Here is an 18,329-nt window from a genome sequence, read left to right as displayed (position 1 = left end):
CGTGAACCGCCGGTAAACCACTACTGTGCCGGGGGAGGCTGGGCCTCGAATTGCCTCGCTACGACGACGTCGGTCGAGGAATGGGCCAGAATGGACAGCACAATGACCAGCGCCACGAGATGAAAGAGCTCATCCGAGCCTTTGCCCCCTGATTCGAGGACGAGAAGACCGTAGACGACCGAGGCGAAGCCTTTCGGGCCGAACCACATTGCTGCGAGCTGTTCCCTGGCCGGCAGCCGTGTGCCGAGGAAGGAAACGAGCAGGGCCACAGGGCGGGCCAGGACGATGGCCAGGACAGCGAAGACCCACCCGGTCCACTTGATCTCTCCGAACAGGAACGTCGGAGTGATCAGCGCGCCAAACACGAGGATGGCCGCCAGCTTAAGCAGCTCGGACACCAGTTCCCCGAATTGTTCGAATTCCTCCCGGAAGCCCGGGCCCGCGGTAGCAACCGTGATGCCGGCTGAGAACGCTGCGAGGAAGAGGTTGGCCCCGGTCACCAGGCAGATGGCAAGGACGAGCAGGCCGATGGATACCGCCACCAGCGGTTGCAAGCCCTTCGTTGCTTTCAAGAACGGCAGCCGCTCCAGCCAAATAACTACGAGCGGGACCAGGACGCCTACAAGCAGGCCCAGGGCGATTTCTTCGGCGAGCACCCCAAACCCGACATCCGTTCCGCCACCGAGGGCCAGCAGCACGAGGACTACGGGAAGGGCCAGCCCGTCATTGAGTCCTGACTCGACGTTGAGGAGGTGGCGTAAACGCCCGGGAACTTCCGGTCGCCCCACAATGGCGGCCGCGAACACGGGATCGGTCGGTGCCAGCACCGCACCGAGCAAGAAGCACGGAAGCCACGGCAGCCCGACAATGTAATGGGCCAGCAGGGCCGTCACAAGAAGCGTCAGTGGAAACCCGAGCAGCAGCGCCCGGCCGGGCAAACGCCACGCCCTCCGAAGATCGGATAACCCCACTTTCATTCCGTCGGTAAACAGGACTGAGAATAGGGCCAGTTGAGCCAGGACCCCGACGACGGGATCGCCGGGCGTTACGGGGACAACATCGAGTACGCCCTGTCCCAGGACGAAACCGCCCAGAAGAAACAACACCGCGGTGGAAAGAACCGTCCGGCTGGCGCGTTCAGAAATGAGAACACCCAACAGAAGCAGCACGGCAAAAGCCAGCGTCAGCATCGGGACCATCGACATCCCCCAATCGGCCCACGTGAGTCAGGATGCAGGAGCGGAGCCGCTCTGGCGCCCAGGGACCAGGTATGGCAGGCAGTGTCATTCTGTGCCCGTGGTGGGCGGGTGGTCAAGGCTGTCTTCGCTGCCGCCATGGGGACCACAGCGGCCTGCCGGATGGAAGGGGCCGGACGAGACCACGCGCTGGAAGTCAGCGGCAGGCGCCGCAAAATGCTTCTACGGCGACCTGACGGCGCAGGACACTAGTGTCCCGCGCCTGCGGCCCCGGCCGGGCGGGCCATCCCCAGCAACCGGGCAAAGATACCTTCGCCGTCGTCCGCGATGCCGTCATGGTGGAAGTCCGCAGACTCCCACACCTGCAGGCCGCGGACGGCGGCGGCGGTTTCGAGCGAGAGGTCCCGGTCCACGTAGATATCGTCGCTGTACACGGCGGCGGCCACCGGCACAGTGTTGCGGGCCAGCCGTTCGGGATCGTACAGCGGCTTCCAGTCGCTCTTCGCGGCCAGCAGCCGCGCCACGTCCCGCAGCGGACGGAGCGCCGCGTCCTGTTCGAAGTACCAGGGGTAGACCATCTCGCCGGTCAGCAGCGGCTCGGCCGCGTCCGGCCGGAACTCCGGGAAGTCTTCGAGGACCCGCCAGGCCGCCCAGTCCGTGGCCTGGCCCTGGCCGTAGATGGATTCATGCATGAGCGCGTACAGGGGGTTGGCCGCGCGGGACACGAGCCCGCGGACCTGCTCCAGGAAGGCATCCGAGAGGCGGATGCCGCCGGGTGCGCTGACGAAGGCGTCCTCCAGCAGGTGGTGCAGGGCATCGACCCGGGTGTTGCCGCCCAGGTGGGAGCCGGCCATCTGGAACCGCTCGACCGTGAGCCGGCCGCCGTCGGGCAGGAACTCCCGGGTGTCCCGGAGGTGCCGGGCGATCCGGGTGACCGTGGCGCGGTCCTCCGGATACCAGCCGAAGTATTCGGCGTTGCGGGCGGCGACGCGCCGGAAGGTGGCCTGGTAGACCCGGTCCGCCGGGCCCGTCAGCGGGGCGAGGCCTCCGGTGACCAGCGCCCGGCGGAGCCCCTCGGGCGCGAAGGAGAGGTAGCTGAGGGCGCAGAAGCCGCCGTAGCTCTGACCGTAGACGGTCCAGGGGCCGGAGCCGAGCGCCCTGCGGATGGCCTCGGCGTCGGCGACGATGGAGTCCGCCCGGAAATGCGACAGGTAGCCGGCCTGCGCGGCATCGTCCCCGTGCAGGGGCAGCGTGTGGCGGTCGATCGGGGAGGACAGGCCGGTGCCGCGCTGGTCCAGCATGAGGATCCGGAAGTCTTTGGCGGCGGCCTTGCTCCAGCCGCCGAGGGACGGGAACCTGTTGCCCCGGCCGCCGGGGCCGCCCTGCAGGTACAGCAGCCAGGGGAGCCGCGCCGTGTCGTCCTCGCTGTGGTCCGTGGAGACGTACTCGCGGGCGAAGACCGTGATGGTCCCGCCGCCGTCCCCGAAGTGGTCCAGCGGGACCTCGAAATAGTGCTCCGCCGTGCGCATCCCGCGGTATTCGTGCCGCGCCCGGACGGTGTGCGGGACGGTGCTCGCCCAGGTGCCGTCTGCCGGCGGCAGGTCCGCCGCGGGCGCGGTAACCGCCAGCTCAGCCACGGGCCTGCGCTGTGTCCGGGCTGCCGAACGCTTCCAGCGCTTCACCGGTGAGGCGGAACGTGGACCATTCCTGCATCGGGGCGGCGCCGAGGGCCTTGTAGAAGTTGATGGAGGGCTCGTTCCAGTCCAGCACGCTCCACTCGACCCGGGCGTAGCCGCGCTCGACGGCGGTGGCGGCCAGGTGCTGCAGGAGCGCCTTGCCGTGGCCCTCGCCGCGGGCCCCGGGCTGCACGTAGAGGTCCTCGAGGTAGATGCCGTGGACGCCTTCCCAGGTGGAGTAGTTCAGGAACCAGAGGGCGAACCCCCGCACGTCCCCGGACTCGTTTTCCGCCATCGCGGCGAAGATCCGGGGGTTCTCGCCGAACAGCGCGGCCTCGAGCATCGCGGGGGTGTTCCGGACCGCGTCCGGCTCCTTCTCATAGCTCGCCAGGTCGTGGATCATCTGCAGGATTGCGGGGACATCGTCCGCCGTCGCAGGCCGGATTACACTCATGATCCGAGTTTACTAGCGCCTACAGCCGGTTGACGTCCCTCACCCGGACGACGGCGGTGCCGGTCTCGTCCGAGGCCGCAAGGTCCACCTCGGCCGAGATGCCCCAGTCATGGTTGCCGGCGGGGTCGTCGAAGATCTGCCGCACCTTCCACACGCCCGGTTCCTCGGTGATGATCAGCAGGCCGGGTCCGCGCGCGTCGGGGCCGGTGCCGATGTCCTGGTGTTCGTCGAAGTAGTCGTCCAGCGCCTCTTCCCAGCGCCCGGCGTCCCAGCCGGAACCGCCGTCGAGCTCGCCGAGTACCGTGGCCGCCTCGTCGGCGAACAGCTCCACGCGGCGGAACAGCTCGTTGCGTACCATCACGCGGAAGGCCCGGATGTTGGACGTGAGCGACGGCGGCGGGGGCGGCGGCGCGTCGTGCGGCGTCGGCGCGGCACCGGAGGTGAGTTCCTCCCATTCGTCGAGCAGGCTCGAGTCGACCTGGCGGACCAGTTCCCCCAGCCAGGCGATGAGGTCCTCGAGGTCTTCGCGGAGGGCGTCCTGCGGGACGGTCTGGCGCAGTGCCTTGAAACCGTCCGCGAGGTAGCGCAGCACGATGCCCTCGGAACGGGCCAGGCCGTAGAACTGGACGAACTCGCCGAAGTTCATGGCGCGCTCGTACATGTCCCGGACGATCGACTTGGGCGCGAGCTCGAAGTCGCCGATCCACGGCGCGGCCCGGCGGTAGACCTCGAAGGCCTCGCCGAGGATCTCCGCGAGCGGCTTCGGGTAGCTGACCTCCTCGAGCATGGCCATCCGCTGGTCGTACTCGATGCCGTCGGCCTTCATCGCGGCAATGGCCTCGCCGCGGGCCTTTTTCTGCTGGGCGGACAGGATCTGCCGCGGTTTCTCCAGGGTCGACTCGATCACGGACACGACGTCCAGGGCGTACGACGGCGACTCCGGGTCCAGCAGTTCCAGCGCCGCGAGGGCGAAGGGGGACAGCGGCTGGTTCAGCGCGAAGTTGGCCTGCAGGTGGACGGTGAGCCGGACGGTGCGCCCGTCCGGTCCCTGCTCCGCCGGCGGGATCCGCTCGACGACGCCGGCCGCCAGCAGCTCCCGGTAGATGCCCAGGGACTTCTTCATCAGCTGCAGCTGCGAGGAGCGCGGCTCGTGGTTCTCCGTGAGCAGGCGCCGGGTGGCCTTGAACGGGTCGCCCGGGCGTTCCATCAGGTTCATCAGCATCGCGTGGGTCACGGTGAAGCTCGAGGTCAGCGGGTCGGGGACGGATTCGACCAGCCGCTTGTACGTCGGCTCGCCCCAGGACACGAAGCCCTCCGGCGGCTTCTTCCTGACCACCTGGCGCAGCTTCTTCTGGTCGTCGCCGAACTTCGCGGTGGCCTTGGCCATCGCCTTGACGTTTTCGGTGACGTGCTCCGGGGCCTGGACCACGACGGTCCCGGCCGTGTCATAGCCGGCCCGGCCGGCCCGGCCCGCTATCTGGTGGAACTCGCGGGAGTTCAGCAGCCGGGTGCGGACGCCGTCGTACTTGCTCAGCGCGGTGAGCAGCACGGTGCGGATGGGAACGTTGATGCCCACCCCGAGGGTGTCGGTGCCGCAGATGACCTTGAGCAGGCCGGCCTGGGCCAGCTGCTCCACGAGCCGCCGGTACTTCGGCAGCATCCCGGCGTGGTGGACCCCGATGCCGTGCCGCACGAGCCGGTTGAGGGTCTTGCCGAAGCCGGCGGCGAAGCGGAAACCGGCGATCAGCTCGGCGATCTTGTCCTTTTCCTCGCGCGTGCAGACGTTGACGCTCATCAGGTTCTGGGCGCGGTCGATGGCCTCCACCTGGCTGAAATGGACCACGTAGACCGGGACCTGCTTGGTGGCGAGGAGCTCCTCGAGCGTCTCGTGGACCGGGGTCTGCTCATAGTAGTAGTGCAGCGGAATGGGACGTTCGGCGGAACTGACCGTCGTCGTCGGGCGGCCGGTCAGCTCGGTGATTCCGGCTTCGAAGCGGCTGACGTCGCCGAGGGTGGCGGACATGAGCAGGAACTGGGCCTGGGGGAGTTCCAGCAGCGGGACCTGCCACGCCCAGCCGCGCTGCGGGTCGGCGTAGAAGTGGAACTCGTCCATGATGACGGCGCCAAGCTCCGCTTCCGGGCCTTCCCGCAGGGCAATATTGGCCAGGATTTCGGCGGTGCAGCAGATGATCGGGGCGTCCTGGTTGACGCCGGAGTCGCCCGTGATCATGCCGACGTTCTCGGCTCCGAAGATCTCGCACAAGGCAAAGAACTTCTCCGACACGAGGGCCTTGATCGGCGCCGTGTAGTAGCTGCGCTGCCCCCGGGACATGGCCTGGAAGTGCGCCGCGATCGCGACCAGCGATTTTCCGGACCCCGTGGGCGTCGCGAGGATGACGTTGGCGCCGGCGGCAAGCTCCATGACGGCTTCGTCCTGGGCGGCATAGAGGGCCAGTCCGCGGGTTTCGGTCCACTCGACAAACCGGGTATACAGCTCGTCCGGATCAAGGCCGGTCCTGCCGGGGACTCGGGCGGCCGGGACGGGGAGCTGATCAGCGAGTTTCATTGCTTCCCAGCTTAGTGCCCGTGCCTGCTTGGGCCTGGCTCCCGGCGGGGTTACGCTTCGAAAGGAGCCTGGAGGCCGGCGACTGGAGGAAAGGCGATCGGAGGAAACAGTGAAATGGGATCCCGCCAAGTACGTGCAGTTCGGGGACTACCGGGACAGACCCTACTTTGACCTGGCGGCCCGGGTCCGCGCCGATGCCCCCCGGCACGTCGTCGACCTCGGCTGCGGCCCCGGCAACCTGACGGCGACCCTGGCCGGGCGCTGGCCGGAGGCGGAGGTGCTGGGCCTGGACTCGTCGCCGGAGATGCTCGCGAAGGCCGCTGGCCATGCGGCCAAGGCAGCCAATCTCTCGTTCAGCCTGGCCGACATCGCCGGGTGGAGCCCGTCCCCGCGGACCGACGTCGTGCTCAGCAACGCCGGCCTGCAGTGGCTGCCCGGCCACCGCGGACTGCTGCCGCACTGGCTCGCCGCGCTCAAGCCCGGCGCGTGGTTCGCGCTGCAGGTGCCCGGCAACTTCAATTCCCCCTCGCACACGCTGATGCGCGGACTGGCCGGGTCCGCGGCCTGGGCGGGCCGGCTCGCCGGCGTCCTGCGCCACGATGACGCCGTGGGAGAGGGCGCGGAATACCTGCAGATCATGCTCGACGCCGGGTGCGACGCCGACGCCTGGGAAACCACCTATTTCCAGCTCCTCCCGGGCCCGGACCCGGTGCTGGAGTGGGTCCGGGGCACCGCGCTCCGGCCCGTCCTCGCCGCCCTCTCCGCCGGGGAAGCGCGCGAGTTCGAGGCCGAGTATTCAGCCCTGCTGGCTGAGGCCTACCCGGCGGGCCCGCATGGAACCGTTTTCCCGTTCCGGCGGATCTTTGCCGTGGCCCGCAAACGGGGTTGAGCGGCTGCGGGCGGTGCCACGGGGACCCACCCTGTGGCGGGGCTTAGAATGACGGGGCGGCATGGGGGCAGCCGGCATTCTGATCCTGGTTGGGGCTCTGGTCTAGCGATGGAGGTTCGGTGCTAATTCTGTGTTAATCGGACTGATGCGGCGTCTGCTGTCTGCCCATAAGATGACCGTGCTTGCGATCGTCCTCCTGCAGCTTGTCCAGACCACCGCAAACCTGCTTCTGCCGACCCTGAACGCCGCCATCATCGATGACGGCATCGTCGGCGGCGACACCCCGGTGATCCTGCACCTGGGCGCCTGGATGGCCGGAATCGCGGCCGCCCAGGTGGTGGCCGCCGTCGCCGCCGGCTACCTCGGCGCCGTCGTCGCCATGGATGCCGGACGCCAGCTGCGCGAGGAGCTGTTCGCCAAGGTGGCGTCGATGTCCTCGCAGGAAGTCGCGGCATTCGGCGCGCCCAGCCTCGTCACCCGGGCCACCAACGACGTCGCCCAGATCCAGAACCTCGCGGTGCTCGTCTTCACCATGCTCGTGGCGGCGCCGGCAATCTTCCTCGGCGGCATCGCCCTGGCCATCCACCAGGACATCGCACTGTCCGGCATCGTGGTGGCGGTGGTTCCCGTGCTCGCCGTCATCATGGCGGTGATCGTGCGGCGCCTGGTTCCCCTCTACCGGGAAGGCCAGGAGCTGATCGACCGGATCAGCCGGGTGCTGCGCGAGCAGATCATCGGCGCCAACGTCATCCGCGGCTTCGTCCGGCAGGGCCACGAAATGCGCCGCTTCGACGCGGCCAACAAGGACCTCACCCGGAACAACCAGCGCTCCGCGCTGCTCGTCGCCGGGATGATGCCGATGATCATGCTCGTGGTCAACCTCTCCTCCGTCGCGGTGGTCTGGTTCGGCGGGCACCGGATCCAGGCCGGCGAGATGCGCCTGGGGGCCCTGACGGCCTTCATCGCCTACATCCTGCAGATCCTGATTGCCATCATGATGGCCATGTACGTGTTCATGACGGCCCCGCGTGCGGCCGCCTGCGCCGAACGCATCCAGGCGGTGCTGGACACCGGACCGGCGCTCGCGGACCCCTGGGCGCCGCCCGGGAACACCGCTGCCGTCCCGGGCACCTCCGGGCCGCGCGGCAGCACCGTCGGCAGCAGCGCAGACAGCACCGTCGACAGCACCGCCGGCAGCACCGTCGAATTCCGCGGGGTCTCCTTCGCCTACCCCGGTGCCGAAGCACCCGTGCTCGACGGCATCACCTTCACGGCGGTCCCCGGGACCACGACGGCGGTCATCGGGGCCACCGGCAGCGGCAAGACCACCCTGCTGAACCTGCTGCCCCGTTTCCTGGACGCCACGGGCGGAGAGATCAGCATCGGCGGTCGCAATATCCGCGGGCTGGGGATCGAGGCGCTCCGCAGCCTCATCGCCATGGTCCCCCAGCAGTCCTTCCTCTTCTCCGGGACACTCGAGCAGAACCTCCGGATGGGTTCCCCCGAGGCGAGCGACGAGGAACTCTGGCAGGCGCTGAGGGCGGCCCAGGCCGAGGATTTCGTCCGTAAGCTGCCCCTCGGGCTGCAGTCGCCCGTGAGCCAGGGCGGCACCAACTTCTCCGGCGGCCAGCGGCAGCGGCTGTGCATCGGCCGGGCCCTGCTCCGGGGCGCCCCGGTCTACCTGTTCGACGACAGTTTCTCCGCCCTGGACTACGGCACGGACGCCAGGCTCCGCGGGGCCATCGAACCGCTGCTGCGCTCCGCGACCGTTCTGATCGTCGCCGAGCGGGTGGCGACGATCGTCGACGCCGGACTGATCCTCGTGCTCGAAGACGGCCGGCTCGTCGCGCAGGGAACCCACCAGGAACTCATGGAGTCCTCGCCGAGCTACCAGGAGATCGCGGCGTCCCAGCTTGTCCTGGAGGAAACGCCGTGAAGCCGGACAAGAACGCAGGCACAGGCACCGGCACAGGTGCCGGGTCCGCCCCGGCGGCCGCCGTCGCTGCCCGGGGCCACGGCCCGTCCCCGTGGCGGTCCTCCGCCCGGCTGCTGGGACTGCTCCGGCCCTCGAAGTGGCGGATGCTCGGCGCCATCGCGGCAACCTGCGGCTTTGCGGGGCTCAACGTGGCCGCACCCAAACTGCTGGGCGACGCCACCGACGTCGTGGTGGCCGCTGCGGTGGGAGGAGTCTTCCACGACGGGCAGCTCGCGGCATTGCTGCTGGCCGTCTCCCTCATGTACCTGGGGGCCTCGGTCTTCAGCTGGATCCAGGGGGCGCTGACCGCCACCGCGGTGCAGCGCCTCGGCTACGGGCTCCGCGCGTCCGTGGAGGAGAAGCTGCATGTGCTGCCGTCCAGCCACTTCGACGACCAACACCGCGGCGAGGTCCTCAGCCGGGCCACCAACGACGTCGACAACGTCTCGCAGGCACTGAACCAGCTGCTCAACCAGCTCATCATGTCCGTCCTGATGCTCTTCGGGGCACTGGCCATGATGCTGTGGCTCTCGCCGCTCCTGGCCCTGATCGCCCTGCTGACCGTGCCGGTCTCGACGCTGCTCACCGTGCTGGTGGCACGCAAGTCGCAGGCCCACTTCACCGAGCAGTGGTCCAGCACGGGGGAGCTGCACTCCCAGCTGGAGGAATTCTTCACCGGTCATGAGGTGATCAAGGCCTTCGGCCGGCACGAAGCATCCGCGGCGCGTTTCCGGGACAGCAACGCCAGGCTCAGCCGGGCCAGCGCCCGCGCCCAGTACGTGTCCGGCGCCGTTCAGCCGCTCATGGTCTTCGTCTCCAACCTCAACTACATCGCCGTCGCCGTGGTGGGCGCGCTCCAGGTCACGGCCGGCACCATGACGATCGGCGGCATCCAGGCGTTCATCCAGTTCAGCAGGCTCTTCAGCCAGCCGATGGGCCAGATCGGCGGCATGCTGACGCTCATGCAGTCCTGCCTGGCCTCGGCGGAGCGCGTCTTCGCCCTCCTGGACGCGCCGGAGATCCCGCCGGAGGCCCCGGCCATGGCTCCGGGGCAACGCCGGGGCCGGCAGCGGTCCCGTGATCCGGCCCGGAAGCCGGCGCATAAGCCGGCGCGCAAGCCGCCGCCGGAACCCGCCCGGAACCCGGGCGCCTCCCCGGCGCTGCCGGAAACGTCGGGCCGCGTGGCGTTCGAGCGGGTCACGTTCGGCTACAGCCCGGGCTACCCCGCCGTCAAGGACCTCACCTTCGCCGTCGAGCCCGGGCAGACGGTCGCGATCGTCGGGCACACGGGAGCGGGCAAGACCACCATCGTCAACCTGCTGATGCGGTTCTACGAACTGGAGTCCGGCCGGATCACCGTGGACGGTTCGGACATCGCTGCCATGCCCCGCGATGTCCTGCGGTCCGCCTTCGCCACGGTACTCCAGGACGCCTGGCTGTTCACCGGAACCATCCGGGACAACATCGAATACGGCCGGCCCGGCGCCACCGACGCCGAGATCGTCGCCGCGGCCCGCGCCAGCCACGTGGACCAGTTCGTCCGCGCCCTCCCGGGCGGCTACGCCACCATGCTGGGCAACGACGGCGGTTCGCTGAGCCGCGGGCAGCGCCAGCTCATCTCCATTGCCCGGGCGCAGCTGGCCGGCCGCCGCATCCTGGTGCTGGACGAGGCCACGAGCTCGGTGGACAGCCGCACGGAAGTGCAGATCCGCCAGGCGATGAACCGGCTCCGGCAGGGTCGTACCAGCTTCGTCGTTGCGCACCGCTTGTCCACCGTCCGGGACGCTGATCTAATTCTCGTCATGGACCACGGACGAATCGTTGAAAACGGGACCCATCAGCAGCTGATGGCCGGGGACGGGTTGTACACCGAGTTGTACGCGGCCCAGTTCGCGGGCCGCGAACAGCCGCAGGATGTCACGGAGGCAGAGCAGTGAGCTCCACAGGGAACGCGGCAGTGCGCTTCCCCGGGGCCTGGAAGCCGAACCCGGCCAGCTCCGTGCCGCTGTTCGAACAGCTCCGGCTCAACATCATCGAACGCGCCGACAACGGGACCCTCGCACCGGGCACCAGGCTGCCGGCGGTCCGCAGCCTCGCCGGTGAACTGGGCGTCGCGCCCCATACCGTGGCGCGGGCCTACAAGGAACTGGAAGCCGCGGGCGTCGTGGCGACGAGGGGCCGGAACGGGACGGTGGTCTGCGCCCGGGACGAGGCCTGGACTTCCCTGTCCGCCTCGGCCGCGGCCTTCGCCGCGGCCGCCAGGGCCCAGGGTGCCAGCTTCGCCGAGGCGGTGCAGTTGCTGGCCGCCGCCTACGACCGCGGCTAGCAGATCCGGCCGCCGGCGCCTGCCCAGAGACTCCGGCGGGAATAGAAGTTCGAAGAAGTTTTCGATTAGCATTGGTAGCGTGCCTAAAGCTGTAGCTGAAGATCCCGCCGTAGAAGTCCCGACCTCCGTTCCGATGGGCTCAGGTCCGGCGGGTTCCGCAAAACCGGGCCGCCCCGACGATTCCCGGCCCGAACTGAAACGTCCCGACCTGTCGCGGCTCGTCGTCAAGGGCGCCCGCGAACACAACCTGCGCAACGTGGACCTCGACCTGCCGCGCGACGCGATGATCGTCTTCACCGGGCTGTCCGGCTCCGGGAAGTCCTCCCTCGCCTTCGACACGATCTTCGCCGAGGGCCAGCGCCGCTACGTGGAATCGCTGTCCGCCTACGCCCGGCAGTTCCTCGGCCAGGTGGACAAGCCCGACGTCGACTTCATCGAGGGCCTCTCGCCCGCGGTCTCGATCGACCAGAAGTCCACGAGCAAGAACCCCCGTTCCACGGTGGGCACCATCACCGAGATCTACGACTACATGCGCCTGCTGTGGGCCCGTGTCGGCCGCCCGTACTGCCCCATCTGCGGGGAGCCCGTGGCGAAACAGACCCCCCAGCAGATCGTGGACCAGCTGCTCGAGCTCCCGGAAGGCACCCGCTTCCAGGTCCTCGCTCCCGTGGTCCGCGGCCGCAAGGGCGAATTCGTCGACCTGTTCAAGGAACTCACGGCCAAGGGTTACTCGCGGGCCCGCGTCGACGGCGAGCTGATCCAGCTCAGCGATCCGCCCAAGCTGGGCAAGCAGTTCAAGCACACCATCGAAGTGGTCGTGGACCGCCTCGTCGTCAAGGACGGCATCAGCCAGCGGCTCACCGATTCGGTCGAGACCGCGCTGGGGCTTGCCGAGGGCCGGGTGCTGTCCGAGTTCGTGGATCTGGCCGCGGACGACCCCGAACGGACCCGGGCGTTCTCCGAACACCTCGCGTGCCCGAACGAGCACCCCCTCGCCATCGACGAGATCGAGCCGCGGTCCTTCTCCTTCAACAACCCCTTCGGGGCCTGCTCCGCGTGCAGCGGCATCGGCACCAAACTGGAAGTCGATGAGGAACTCATCATCCCGAACCAGGAGCTGTCGCTCGCGGAAGGCGCCATCGCGCCTTGGTCCCTGGGCACCGCGACGACGGAGTACTGGAACCGCCTGCTGTCCGGCCTCGCCGCTGAGCTTGATTTCTCCATGACGACCCCCTGGCAGAAGCTCTCCGCCGAGGTCCGGCAGACCGTCCTGCACGGCAAGGACCACAAAGTCGTGGTGCAGTACCGCAACCGGTTCGGCCGGGAGCGCAAGTACAGCACCGGCTTCGAGGGCGTTATCCAGTACGTGCACCGCAAGCACACCGAAACCGACTCGGACTCCGCGCGTGACCGCTACGAGGAGTACATGCGGCAGATCCCGTGCCCGGCCTGTAACGGTGCCCGGCTGAACCCGGCGTCGCTCTCCGTGCTGATCAACGGCAAGTCCATCGCGCAGGTTGCAGCGATGCCGATGCGTGAATGTGCGCACTTCCTGGACACCCTCGTGCTGACCGGCCGCGAGGCCCAGATCGCCCACCAGGTCCTGAAGGAGATCCAGGCCCGCCTGACCTTCCTCCTCGACGTCGGCCTCGAATACCTGAACCTCGAACGCCCCTCCGGCACCCTGTCCGGGGGCGAAGCCCAGCGCATCCGGCTGGCCACCCAGATCGGTTCCGGCCTCGTGGGCGTGCTCTATGTCCTCGACGAGCCCTCCATCGGCCTGCACCAGCGGGACAACCGCCGGCTGATCGAGACGCTGACCCGGCTGCGGGACCTCGGCAACACCCTGATCGTCGTCGAGCATGACGAGGACACCATCCAGGAAGCCGACTGGGTGGTGGACATCGGACCGGGCGCCGGCGAGCACGGCGGGCAGGTGGTCCACTCCGGCTCCTACGCGGACCTGCTGGAGAACACCGCCTCCCTGACCGGCGACTACCTCTCCGGCCGCAAGAAGATCGACATCCCCACGAAGCGCCGCAAGTACGACAAGAAGCGGGAGCTGAAGGTGGTCGGCGCCAAGGAGAACAACCTCCTGAACGTCGACGCGGCCTTCCCGCTGGGCCTCTTCACGGCCGTGACCGGGGTCAGCGGCTCCGGAAAGTCGACCCTCGTCAACGAGATCCTCTACAAGGTCCTCGCCAACAAGCTCAACGGCGCCAAGCAGGTCGCCGGCCGGCACAAGGCCGTCCAGGGCCTGGAGCACCTGGACAAGGTGGTGCACGTCGACCAGAGCCCGATCGGCCGCACCCCGCGGTCTAACCCTGCCACCTACACGGGGGTCTTCGACCACATCCGCAAGCTCTTCGCCGAGACCACGGAGGCGAAGGTCCGCGGCTACCAGCCCGGGCGGTTCTCCTTCAACGTCAAGGGCGGCCGCTGCGAGGCCTGCTCGGGTGACGGCACGCTGAAGATCGAAATGAACTTCCTGCCGGACGTGTACGTGCCCTGCGAGGTGTGCCACGGCGCCCGCTACAACCGGGAAACGCTTGAGGTGCACTACAAGGGCAAGACCATCGCGGACGTGCTGAACATGCCCATCGAGGAAGGCGCGGAATTCTTCGCGGCCTTCTCGCCGATCGCGCGGCACCTCAACACGCTCGTCGACGTCGGACTCGGCTACGTCCGGCTGGGCCAGCCCGCCACGACGCTCTCCGGCGGCGAAGCCCAGCGCGTGAAGCTCGCGGCCGAACTCCAGAAGCGCTCCAACGGCCGCAGTGTCTACGTCCTCGACGAGCCCACCACGGGCCTGCACTTCGAGGACATCCGGAAGCTGCTGATGGTCCTCCAGGGCCTCGTGGACAAGGGCAACACGGTCATCACGATCGAGCACAACCTCGACGTCATCAAGAGCGCGGACTGGATCGTGGACCTGGGACCCGACGGCGGCTCCGGCGGCGGCAGGATCATTGCGTCCGGCACGCCGGAGCAGGTCGCCAAGTCGACCGAGAGCTACACGGCGTCCTTCCTGGCCGACATCCTCGCCTGACGCGCGACACGCATTCTGCCCTGCGACGCGAAAATGCCCTGGCGCTACCGAAATCCGGGTAGCGCCAGGGCATTTTCGCGTCGCCAGGCGAAAACCGGCGCGGGAGGATGTATTCCCTTCGGGGCATGCGAGTTTCTGGCATCCGTGCACTCGTGAGAAACTAAGCCGGTGACCCATACAACAGTGCCCGTGATCTTTGACCTGGACGGCACTCTTGTCGATCCGGCCGGCGGAATATCGGACGGAATCGCGGCGGCCCTCACGGAACTCGGAATCGCCGTTCCCGGCCAGGCCAGGCTGGACGCGATGATCGGCCCGAAGCTCAGCCACTCGCTCGTGGACATCGCGGGCGTCCCGGCGGAGCAACTCGAAGAGGCCATCCGGCTCTACCGGGCACACTACCTTTCCACCGGGATCGCCCAGAGCCGGCTCTACCCCGGGATCCGGGCCCTGCTGGACTCCTTTGTCGACGCGGGGCGGCCGATCGCCGTCGCCACCCAGAAGCCCGAGCATCTGGCCCGCATCGTCCTGGCGCACCACGGCATCGACGCCTGCTTCGGCTTCATCCGCGGCTCGGCCGCCGACGAGGCCGGCGCCGCCTCGGGGCCGTCCGGGAAGGCCGGCATCGTCGCCGCCGCCCTGGCCGACCTCGGGACGCAGCACGCCGTGATGGTGGGGGACCGCGCCCAGGACGTGGCCGGGGCCGCCGCCAACGGCCTGGACTGCATCGGCGTCGCCTGGGGCTTTGCGCTCGACGGCGAACTGCGCGAGGCGGGCGCCGTCGAGATCGTGCACAGCACCTCGGCCCTCCATGACGCCATTGGCAGGCTGGACACCGTCCGGACCGGTGCCCTCGCGGCGAGTGCCCTGCCTGCGGGTGCCCTGCCTGCGGGTGCCCTGACTGCGAGTGCCCTGACTGCGAGTGCCCTGGCGGGCAGGGCCGTGATGGCCGAAGACGCGAAGGTGGTGCGCATCGATGGCAATGTTTGAGGCAATCCGCTGGACCACCCGGGGGCTGGTTTCCTCGACCTGCCGGCCCACGGTCATCGGCCTCGACAACGTGCCCAAGGAAGGCCCGTTCATTGTGGCGCCCAACCACCTTTCCTTCCTGGACAGCGTGATCGTCCAGGCCCTCATGCCCCGCCCCGTGGCGTTCTTCGCGAAAGCCGAATATTTCACCACCGGCGGCGTCAAGGGCAAGGTCATGAAGTCCTTCTTCGAAGCCGTGGGTTCCATTCCGGTCGAGCGCGGCGAGCAGGCGGCCAGCGTCCAGGCGCTGAAGACCCTGCTGGACATCCTCGACGCCGGCAAGGGCGTCGGGATCTACCCCGAAGGCACGCGCTCCCGCGACGGCATCCTGTACCGCGGCCGGACCGGCGTCGGCTGGCTCGCCCTCACCACGGGCGCACCCGTCATTCCGGTCGGCCTGATCGGAACGGAAAACCTGCAGCCCGCGGACAGCAAGGCCGTCAAACCGCAGCACTTCACGGTCAAGGTGGGCGAACCGCTCTACTTCGAGAAGACCGGACCGGACCATTCGCTGCCCGCACGCCGCCAGGCCACCGACAGGATCATGGACGCCATCGCGGACCTGACCGGCCAGGAACGCTCCACCAGCTACAACCAGAGCAAGAGCGTCGACTGATAGGCATTTTCGTTAGTTCGTCGGGGGTTCAGGTCCACGCGGTGGGGTGGCCGGGCTCAAGGACATGTCCCGCGCAGGGGCCGGCGGATGGGCATATTCCGGTTATATCCGGTCGCGGGCGCGGCGAGTGGACATGTCCCCCCGGCGAGTAACAGATTCCCGCAGCGGAGCCACCCGGACATGCCCCCGGATCCGGACATGCCCTCCGCCGGGGCCGACGCGTGGACATATTCCGGTTGTGCCCGGTCGCGGGCGCGGCGAGTGGGCATGTCCTCCCGGCGCGAAGAGGTCCTGGCCCCTCGAACCCCCGACGAACTAACCAAAATGACCACTGACGCCGCCGGAACGCCGGTGCCAGGACGGAACCGGCAGGTTCACGGCGGCAGGCTCAGTAGACTGGAAGAGTGGCAGATCCAGCGAGTTACCGTCCCCAGACGGGTGAGATTCCGACCAACCCGGGCGTGTACCGCTTCCGCGACCCGCACGGGCGGGTCATCTATGTCGGCAAGGCCAAGAACCTCCGTTCCCGGCTGAACTCCTACTTCGCCAATCCGGCCGGGCTGCTGCCCAAGACGTACGCCATGGTCCACACGGCCAGCAGCGTCGAGTGGACCGTCGTCGGCAGCGAACTCGAGTCCCTGCAGCTCGAATACACCTGGATCAAGGAGTTCACCCCCCGGTTCAACGTCATGTTCCGGGACGACAAGACCTACCCCTACCTCGCCGTGACGATGGGCGAGAAGTATCCCCGCGTCCAGGTGCTCCGCGGCGAACGCCGGAAGGGCACCCGCTATTTCGGTCCGTACACCGCCGGCGCCATCCGCGACACCCTGGACACCCTGCTCCGGGTCTTCCCGGTCCGCAGCTGCAGCGCCGGGGTGCTGAAACGGGCCGAGGCCAGCGGCCGGCCCTGCCTGCTCGGCTACATCGACAAGTGCTCGGCGCCCTGCGTCGGCCGCATCTCGCCGGCGGACCACCGGGCCCTGGCCGAGGACTTCTGCGCCTTCATGGGCGGGGAGGCCAGGCCGTTCGTCACGCGGCTGGAAAAGGAAATGGCAGCCGCCGTCGCGGAACTGGACTACGAACGGGCAGCCCGCCTCCGGGACGACATCGTGGCGCTCAAGAAGGTCTTCGAACGCAACGCCGTCGTCCTGTCGGAGGACACCGACGCCGATGTCTTCGCCCTGCACGAGGATGAGCTGGAAGCGGCGGTCCAGGTCTTCCACGTCCGCGGCGGCCGGATCCGCGGCCAGCGCGGCTGGGTGGTGGAAAAAGTCGAGGACTCGGCCACCCCGGACCTCGTCGAGCATCTGCTCCTGCAGGTCTACGGCGACGAGGCCGGGATCCAGGGCCGGCTGCCCCGCGAGGTCCTCGTCCCCGCCGAACCCAGCAACGCGGCCGAACTCACGCAGTGGCTCAGCGGCCTGCGCGGCGCGAGGGTCGACGTCCGGGTCCCGCAGCGCGGCGACAAGGCCGCCCTGATGTCCACGGTCCGGGACAACGCCGAGCATGCCCTGAAGCTGCACAAGACCCGCCGCGCAGGCGACCTCACCGTCCGGTCCCAGGCCCTCCAGGAGCTCCAGGAGGCCCTGGACCTGCCGGTGGCGCTGCTGCGGATCGAATGCTACGACATCTCCCACGTCCAGGGCACCAACGTGGTCGGCTCCATGGTGGTGGTCGAGGACGGACTGCCGAAGAAGTCCGACTACCGGAAGTTCTCCGTCACCGGTGCCGCCGCCGCCGACGACACCGCGGCCATGCACGACGTCCTGACCCGCCGCTTCCGTCACTATCTCGACGACCAGGCGGCCCAGGCGGAGGCGGTCCGGCAGGCGGGCCAGCCCGGCCGCGTGGCCGGCGCCGCCGCCGCCGCAGCGGGTGCGGCTGCCGCGGTCGCCGTGCAGGACACCACGACGCCGGCGCCGCGGGCGAAGTTCGCCTACCCGCCGAACCTCGTGGTGGTCGACGGCGGCAAGCCCCAGGTCAATGCGGCGGCCCGGGCGCTGGCCGGACTGGGGATTGAGGACGTCTACGTCGTCGGCCTCGCCAAACGGCTCGAGGAAGTCTGGCTGCCGGACAGCGACTTCCCGGTGGTCCTGCCCCGCGCCTCGGCCGGGCTCTACCTGCTGCAGCGCATCCGCGACGAGGCCCACCGCTTCGCGATCTCCTTCCACCGGCAGAAGCGCGGCAAGGCCATGACCGTGTCCGCGCTCGACGGCGTGCCCGGCCTCGGCGCGTCCAAGCGGAAGGCCCTGCTGGCCCGGTTCGGATCGGTCAGGACCATCAAGGCGGCCACGGTCCAGGAACTGACGTCGGCCAAGGGGATCGGGCCGTCCCTGGCCGAGGCGATCCTCCGGCACTTCGGCGCGGACGGCGCCGCGGAGGCCGGAAGCGTGCCTGCCATCAACATGACCACCGGGGAAATCCTCGAAACTTAGCTAGCACCGGCAAACTTGGTTAGGGTAAGGACTTGGACACGGCACGCGCGGGCGCAGCTGAACGATGCAGGAAACACCGCGCGGCGCCCCCAAACAGAGACATAGCAGCGACACA

Annotated in this window: 12 protein-coding genes; 8 read left to right on the top strand and 4 right to left on the bottom strand. The window is 68.7% G+C overall.

All coding sequences use genetic code 11. The features are described from left to right. Positions 1-20: 20 nt before the first annotated feature. The 4 genes from ACQCSZ_RS09155 to ACQCSZ_RS09140 form a co-directional block, all read right to left on the bottom strand. Positions 21-1,205 carry a cation:proton antiporter gene (locus ACQCSZ_RS09155; protein ID WP_427007695.1) on the bottom strand — a complete coding sequence of 395 codons (1,185 nt, stop codon included), beginning with the start codon at positions 1,203-1,205 and terminating at the stop codon, positions 21-23. Positions 1,206-1,444: 239 nt separating this feature from the next. Next, the gene (locus ACQCSZ_RS09150) at positions 1,445-2,725 is read right to left on the bottom strand and encodes an alpha/beta fold hydrolase (RefSeq protein ID WP_427008294.1); all 1,281 of its coding nucleotides are present in this window, start codon (positions 2,723-2,725) and stop codon (positions 1,445-1,447) included. 100 nt (positions 2,726-2,825) lie between these two features. Continuing rightward, a complete protein-coding gene (locus tag ACQCSZ_RS09145) occupies positions 2,826-3,326 on the bottom strand; it encodes an N-acetyltransferase family protein (RefSeq protein WP_427007694.1) in 501 nt (166 codons plus the stop codon). A 19-nt stretch (positions 3,327-3,345) separates the two neighbouring features. Then, a complete protein-coding gene (locus tag ACQCSZ_RS09140; protein WP_427007693.1) occupies positions 3,346-5,892 on the bottom strand; it encodes a DEAD/DEAH box helicase in 2,547 nt (848 codons plus the stop codon). Positions 5,893-6,001: 109 nt separating this feature from the next. On the opposite strand from ACQCSZ_RS09140, the gene ACQCSZ_RS09135 reads away from it, so the two are divergent. The 8 genes from ACQCSZ_RS09135 (at position 6,002) to uvrC (ending at position 18,214) form a co-directional block, all read left to right on the top strand. Then, complete coding sequence (locus ACQCSZ_RS09135) at positions 6,002-6,781, top strand: trans-aconitate 2-methyltransferase (RefSeq protein ID WP_427007692.1); 780 nt, start codon at positions 6,002-6,004, stop codon at positions 6,779-6,781. Between the two features lie 172 nt (positions 6,782-6,953). Next, positions 6,954-8,717 (top strand): ABC transporter ATP-binding protein, encoded by a 1,764-nt coding sequence (locus ACQCSZ_RS09130; protein ID WP_427007691.1) that lies wholly within the window; start codon positions 6,954-6,956, stop codon positions 8,715-8,717. Between the two features lie 143 nt (positions 8,718-8,860). Continuing rightward, on the top strand, positions 8,861-10,693 hold the full coding sequence (locus tag ACQCSZ_RS09125; protein WP_427008293.1) for an ABC transporter ATP-binding protein: 1,833 nt from the start codon (positions 8,861-8,863) through the stop codon (positions 10,691-10,693). Beyond that, positions 10,690-11,082 carry a GntR family transcriptional regulator gene (locus ACQCSZ_RS09120; RefSeq protein ID WP_427007690.1) on the top strand — a complete coding sequence of 131 codons (393 nt, stop codon included), beginning with the start codon at positions 10,690-10,692 and terminating at the stop codon, positions 11,080-11,082. The genes ACQCSZ_RS09125 and ACQCSZ_RS09120 overlap by 4 nt, the downstream gene beginning before the upstream one ends. A 133-nt stretch (positions 11,083-11,215) precedes the next feature. Next, a complete protein-coding gene (gene uvrA, locus ACQCSZ_RS09115) occupies positions 11,216-14,131 on the top strand; it encodes an excinuclease ABC subunit UvrA (protein WP_427008292.1) in 2,916 nt (971 codons plus the stop codon). Between the two features lie 168 nt (positions 14,132-14,299). Beyond that, complete coding sequence (locus ACQCSZ_RS09110) at positions 14,300-15,121, top strand: HAD hydrolase-like protein (RefSeq protein ID WP_427007689.1); 822 nt, start codon at positions 14,300-14,302, stop codon at positions 15,119-15,121. Then, complete coding sequence (locus tag ACQCSZ_RS09105) at positions 15,108-15,776, top strand: lysophospholipid acyltransferase family protein (protein ID WP_427007688.1); 669 nt, start codon at positions 15,108-15,110, stop codon at positions 15,774-15,776. Before ACQCSZ_RS09110 ends, ACQCSZ_RS09105 begins: the two co-directional genes overlap by 14 nt. A 404-nt stretch (positions 15,777-16,180) precedes the next feature. After that, positions 16,181-18,214 carry an excinuclease ABC subunit UvrC gene (uvrC, locus tag ACQCSZ_RS09100; protein WP_427007687.1) on the top strand — a complete coding sequence of 678 codons (2,034 nt, stop codon included), beginning with the start codon at positions 16,181-16,183 and terminating at the stop codon, positions 18,212-18,214. Positions 18,215-18,329: the final 115 nt, after the last annotated feature.

The sequence above is a fragment of the Pseudarthrobacter sp. H2 genome, assembly GCF_050157045.1.
Lineage (GTDB): Bacteria > Actinomycetota > Actinomycetes > Actinomycetales > Micrococcaceae > Arthrobacter.
This window is presented reverse-complemented; position numbering and strand designations above follow the sequence as displayed.

Excerpts from the sequence above, each read along its gene's own strand:
- ACQCSZ_RS09155 (WP_427007695.1), bottom strand. The coding sequence starts at position 1,205 with ATGTCGATGGTCCCGATGCTGACGCTGGCTTTTGCCGTGCTGCTTCTG.
- ACQCSZ_RS09150 (WP_427008294.1), bottom strand. The coding sequence starts at position 2,725 with ATGCGCACGGCGGAGCACTATTTCGAGGTCCCGCTGGACCACTTCGGG.
- ACQCSZ_RS09145 (WP_427007694.1), bottom strand. The coding sequence starts at position 3,326 with ATGAGTGTAATCCGGCCTGCGACGGCGGACGATGTCCCCGCAATCCTG.
- ACQCSZ_RS09140 (WP_427007693.1), bottom strand. The coding sequence starts at position 5,892 with ATGAAACTCGCTGATCAGCTCCCCGTCCCGGCCGCCCGAGTCCCCGGC.
- ACQCSZ_RS09130 (WP_427007691.1), top strand. The coding sequence starts at position 6,954 with ATGACCGTGCTTGCGATCGTCCTCCTGCAGCTTGTCCAGACCACCGCA.
- ACQCSZ_RS09125 (WP_427008293.1), top strand. The coding sequence starts at position 8,861 with ATGCTCGGCGCCATCGCGGCAACCTGCGGCTTTGCGGGGCTCAACGTG.
- uvrA (WP_427008292.1), top strand. The coding sequence starts at position 11,216 with ATGGGCTCAGGTCCGGCGGGTTCCGCAAAACCGGGCCGCCCCGACGAT.
- ACQCSZ_RS09105 (WP_427007688.1), top strand. The coding sequence starts at position 15,108 with ATGGCAATGTTTGAGGCAATCCGCTGGACCACCCGGGGGCTGGTTTCC.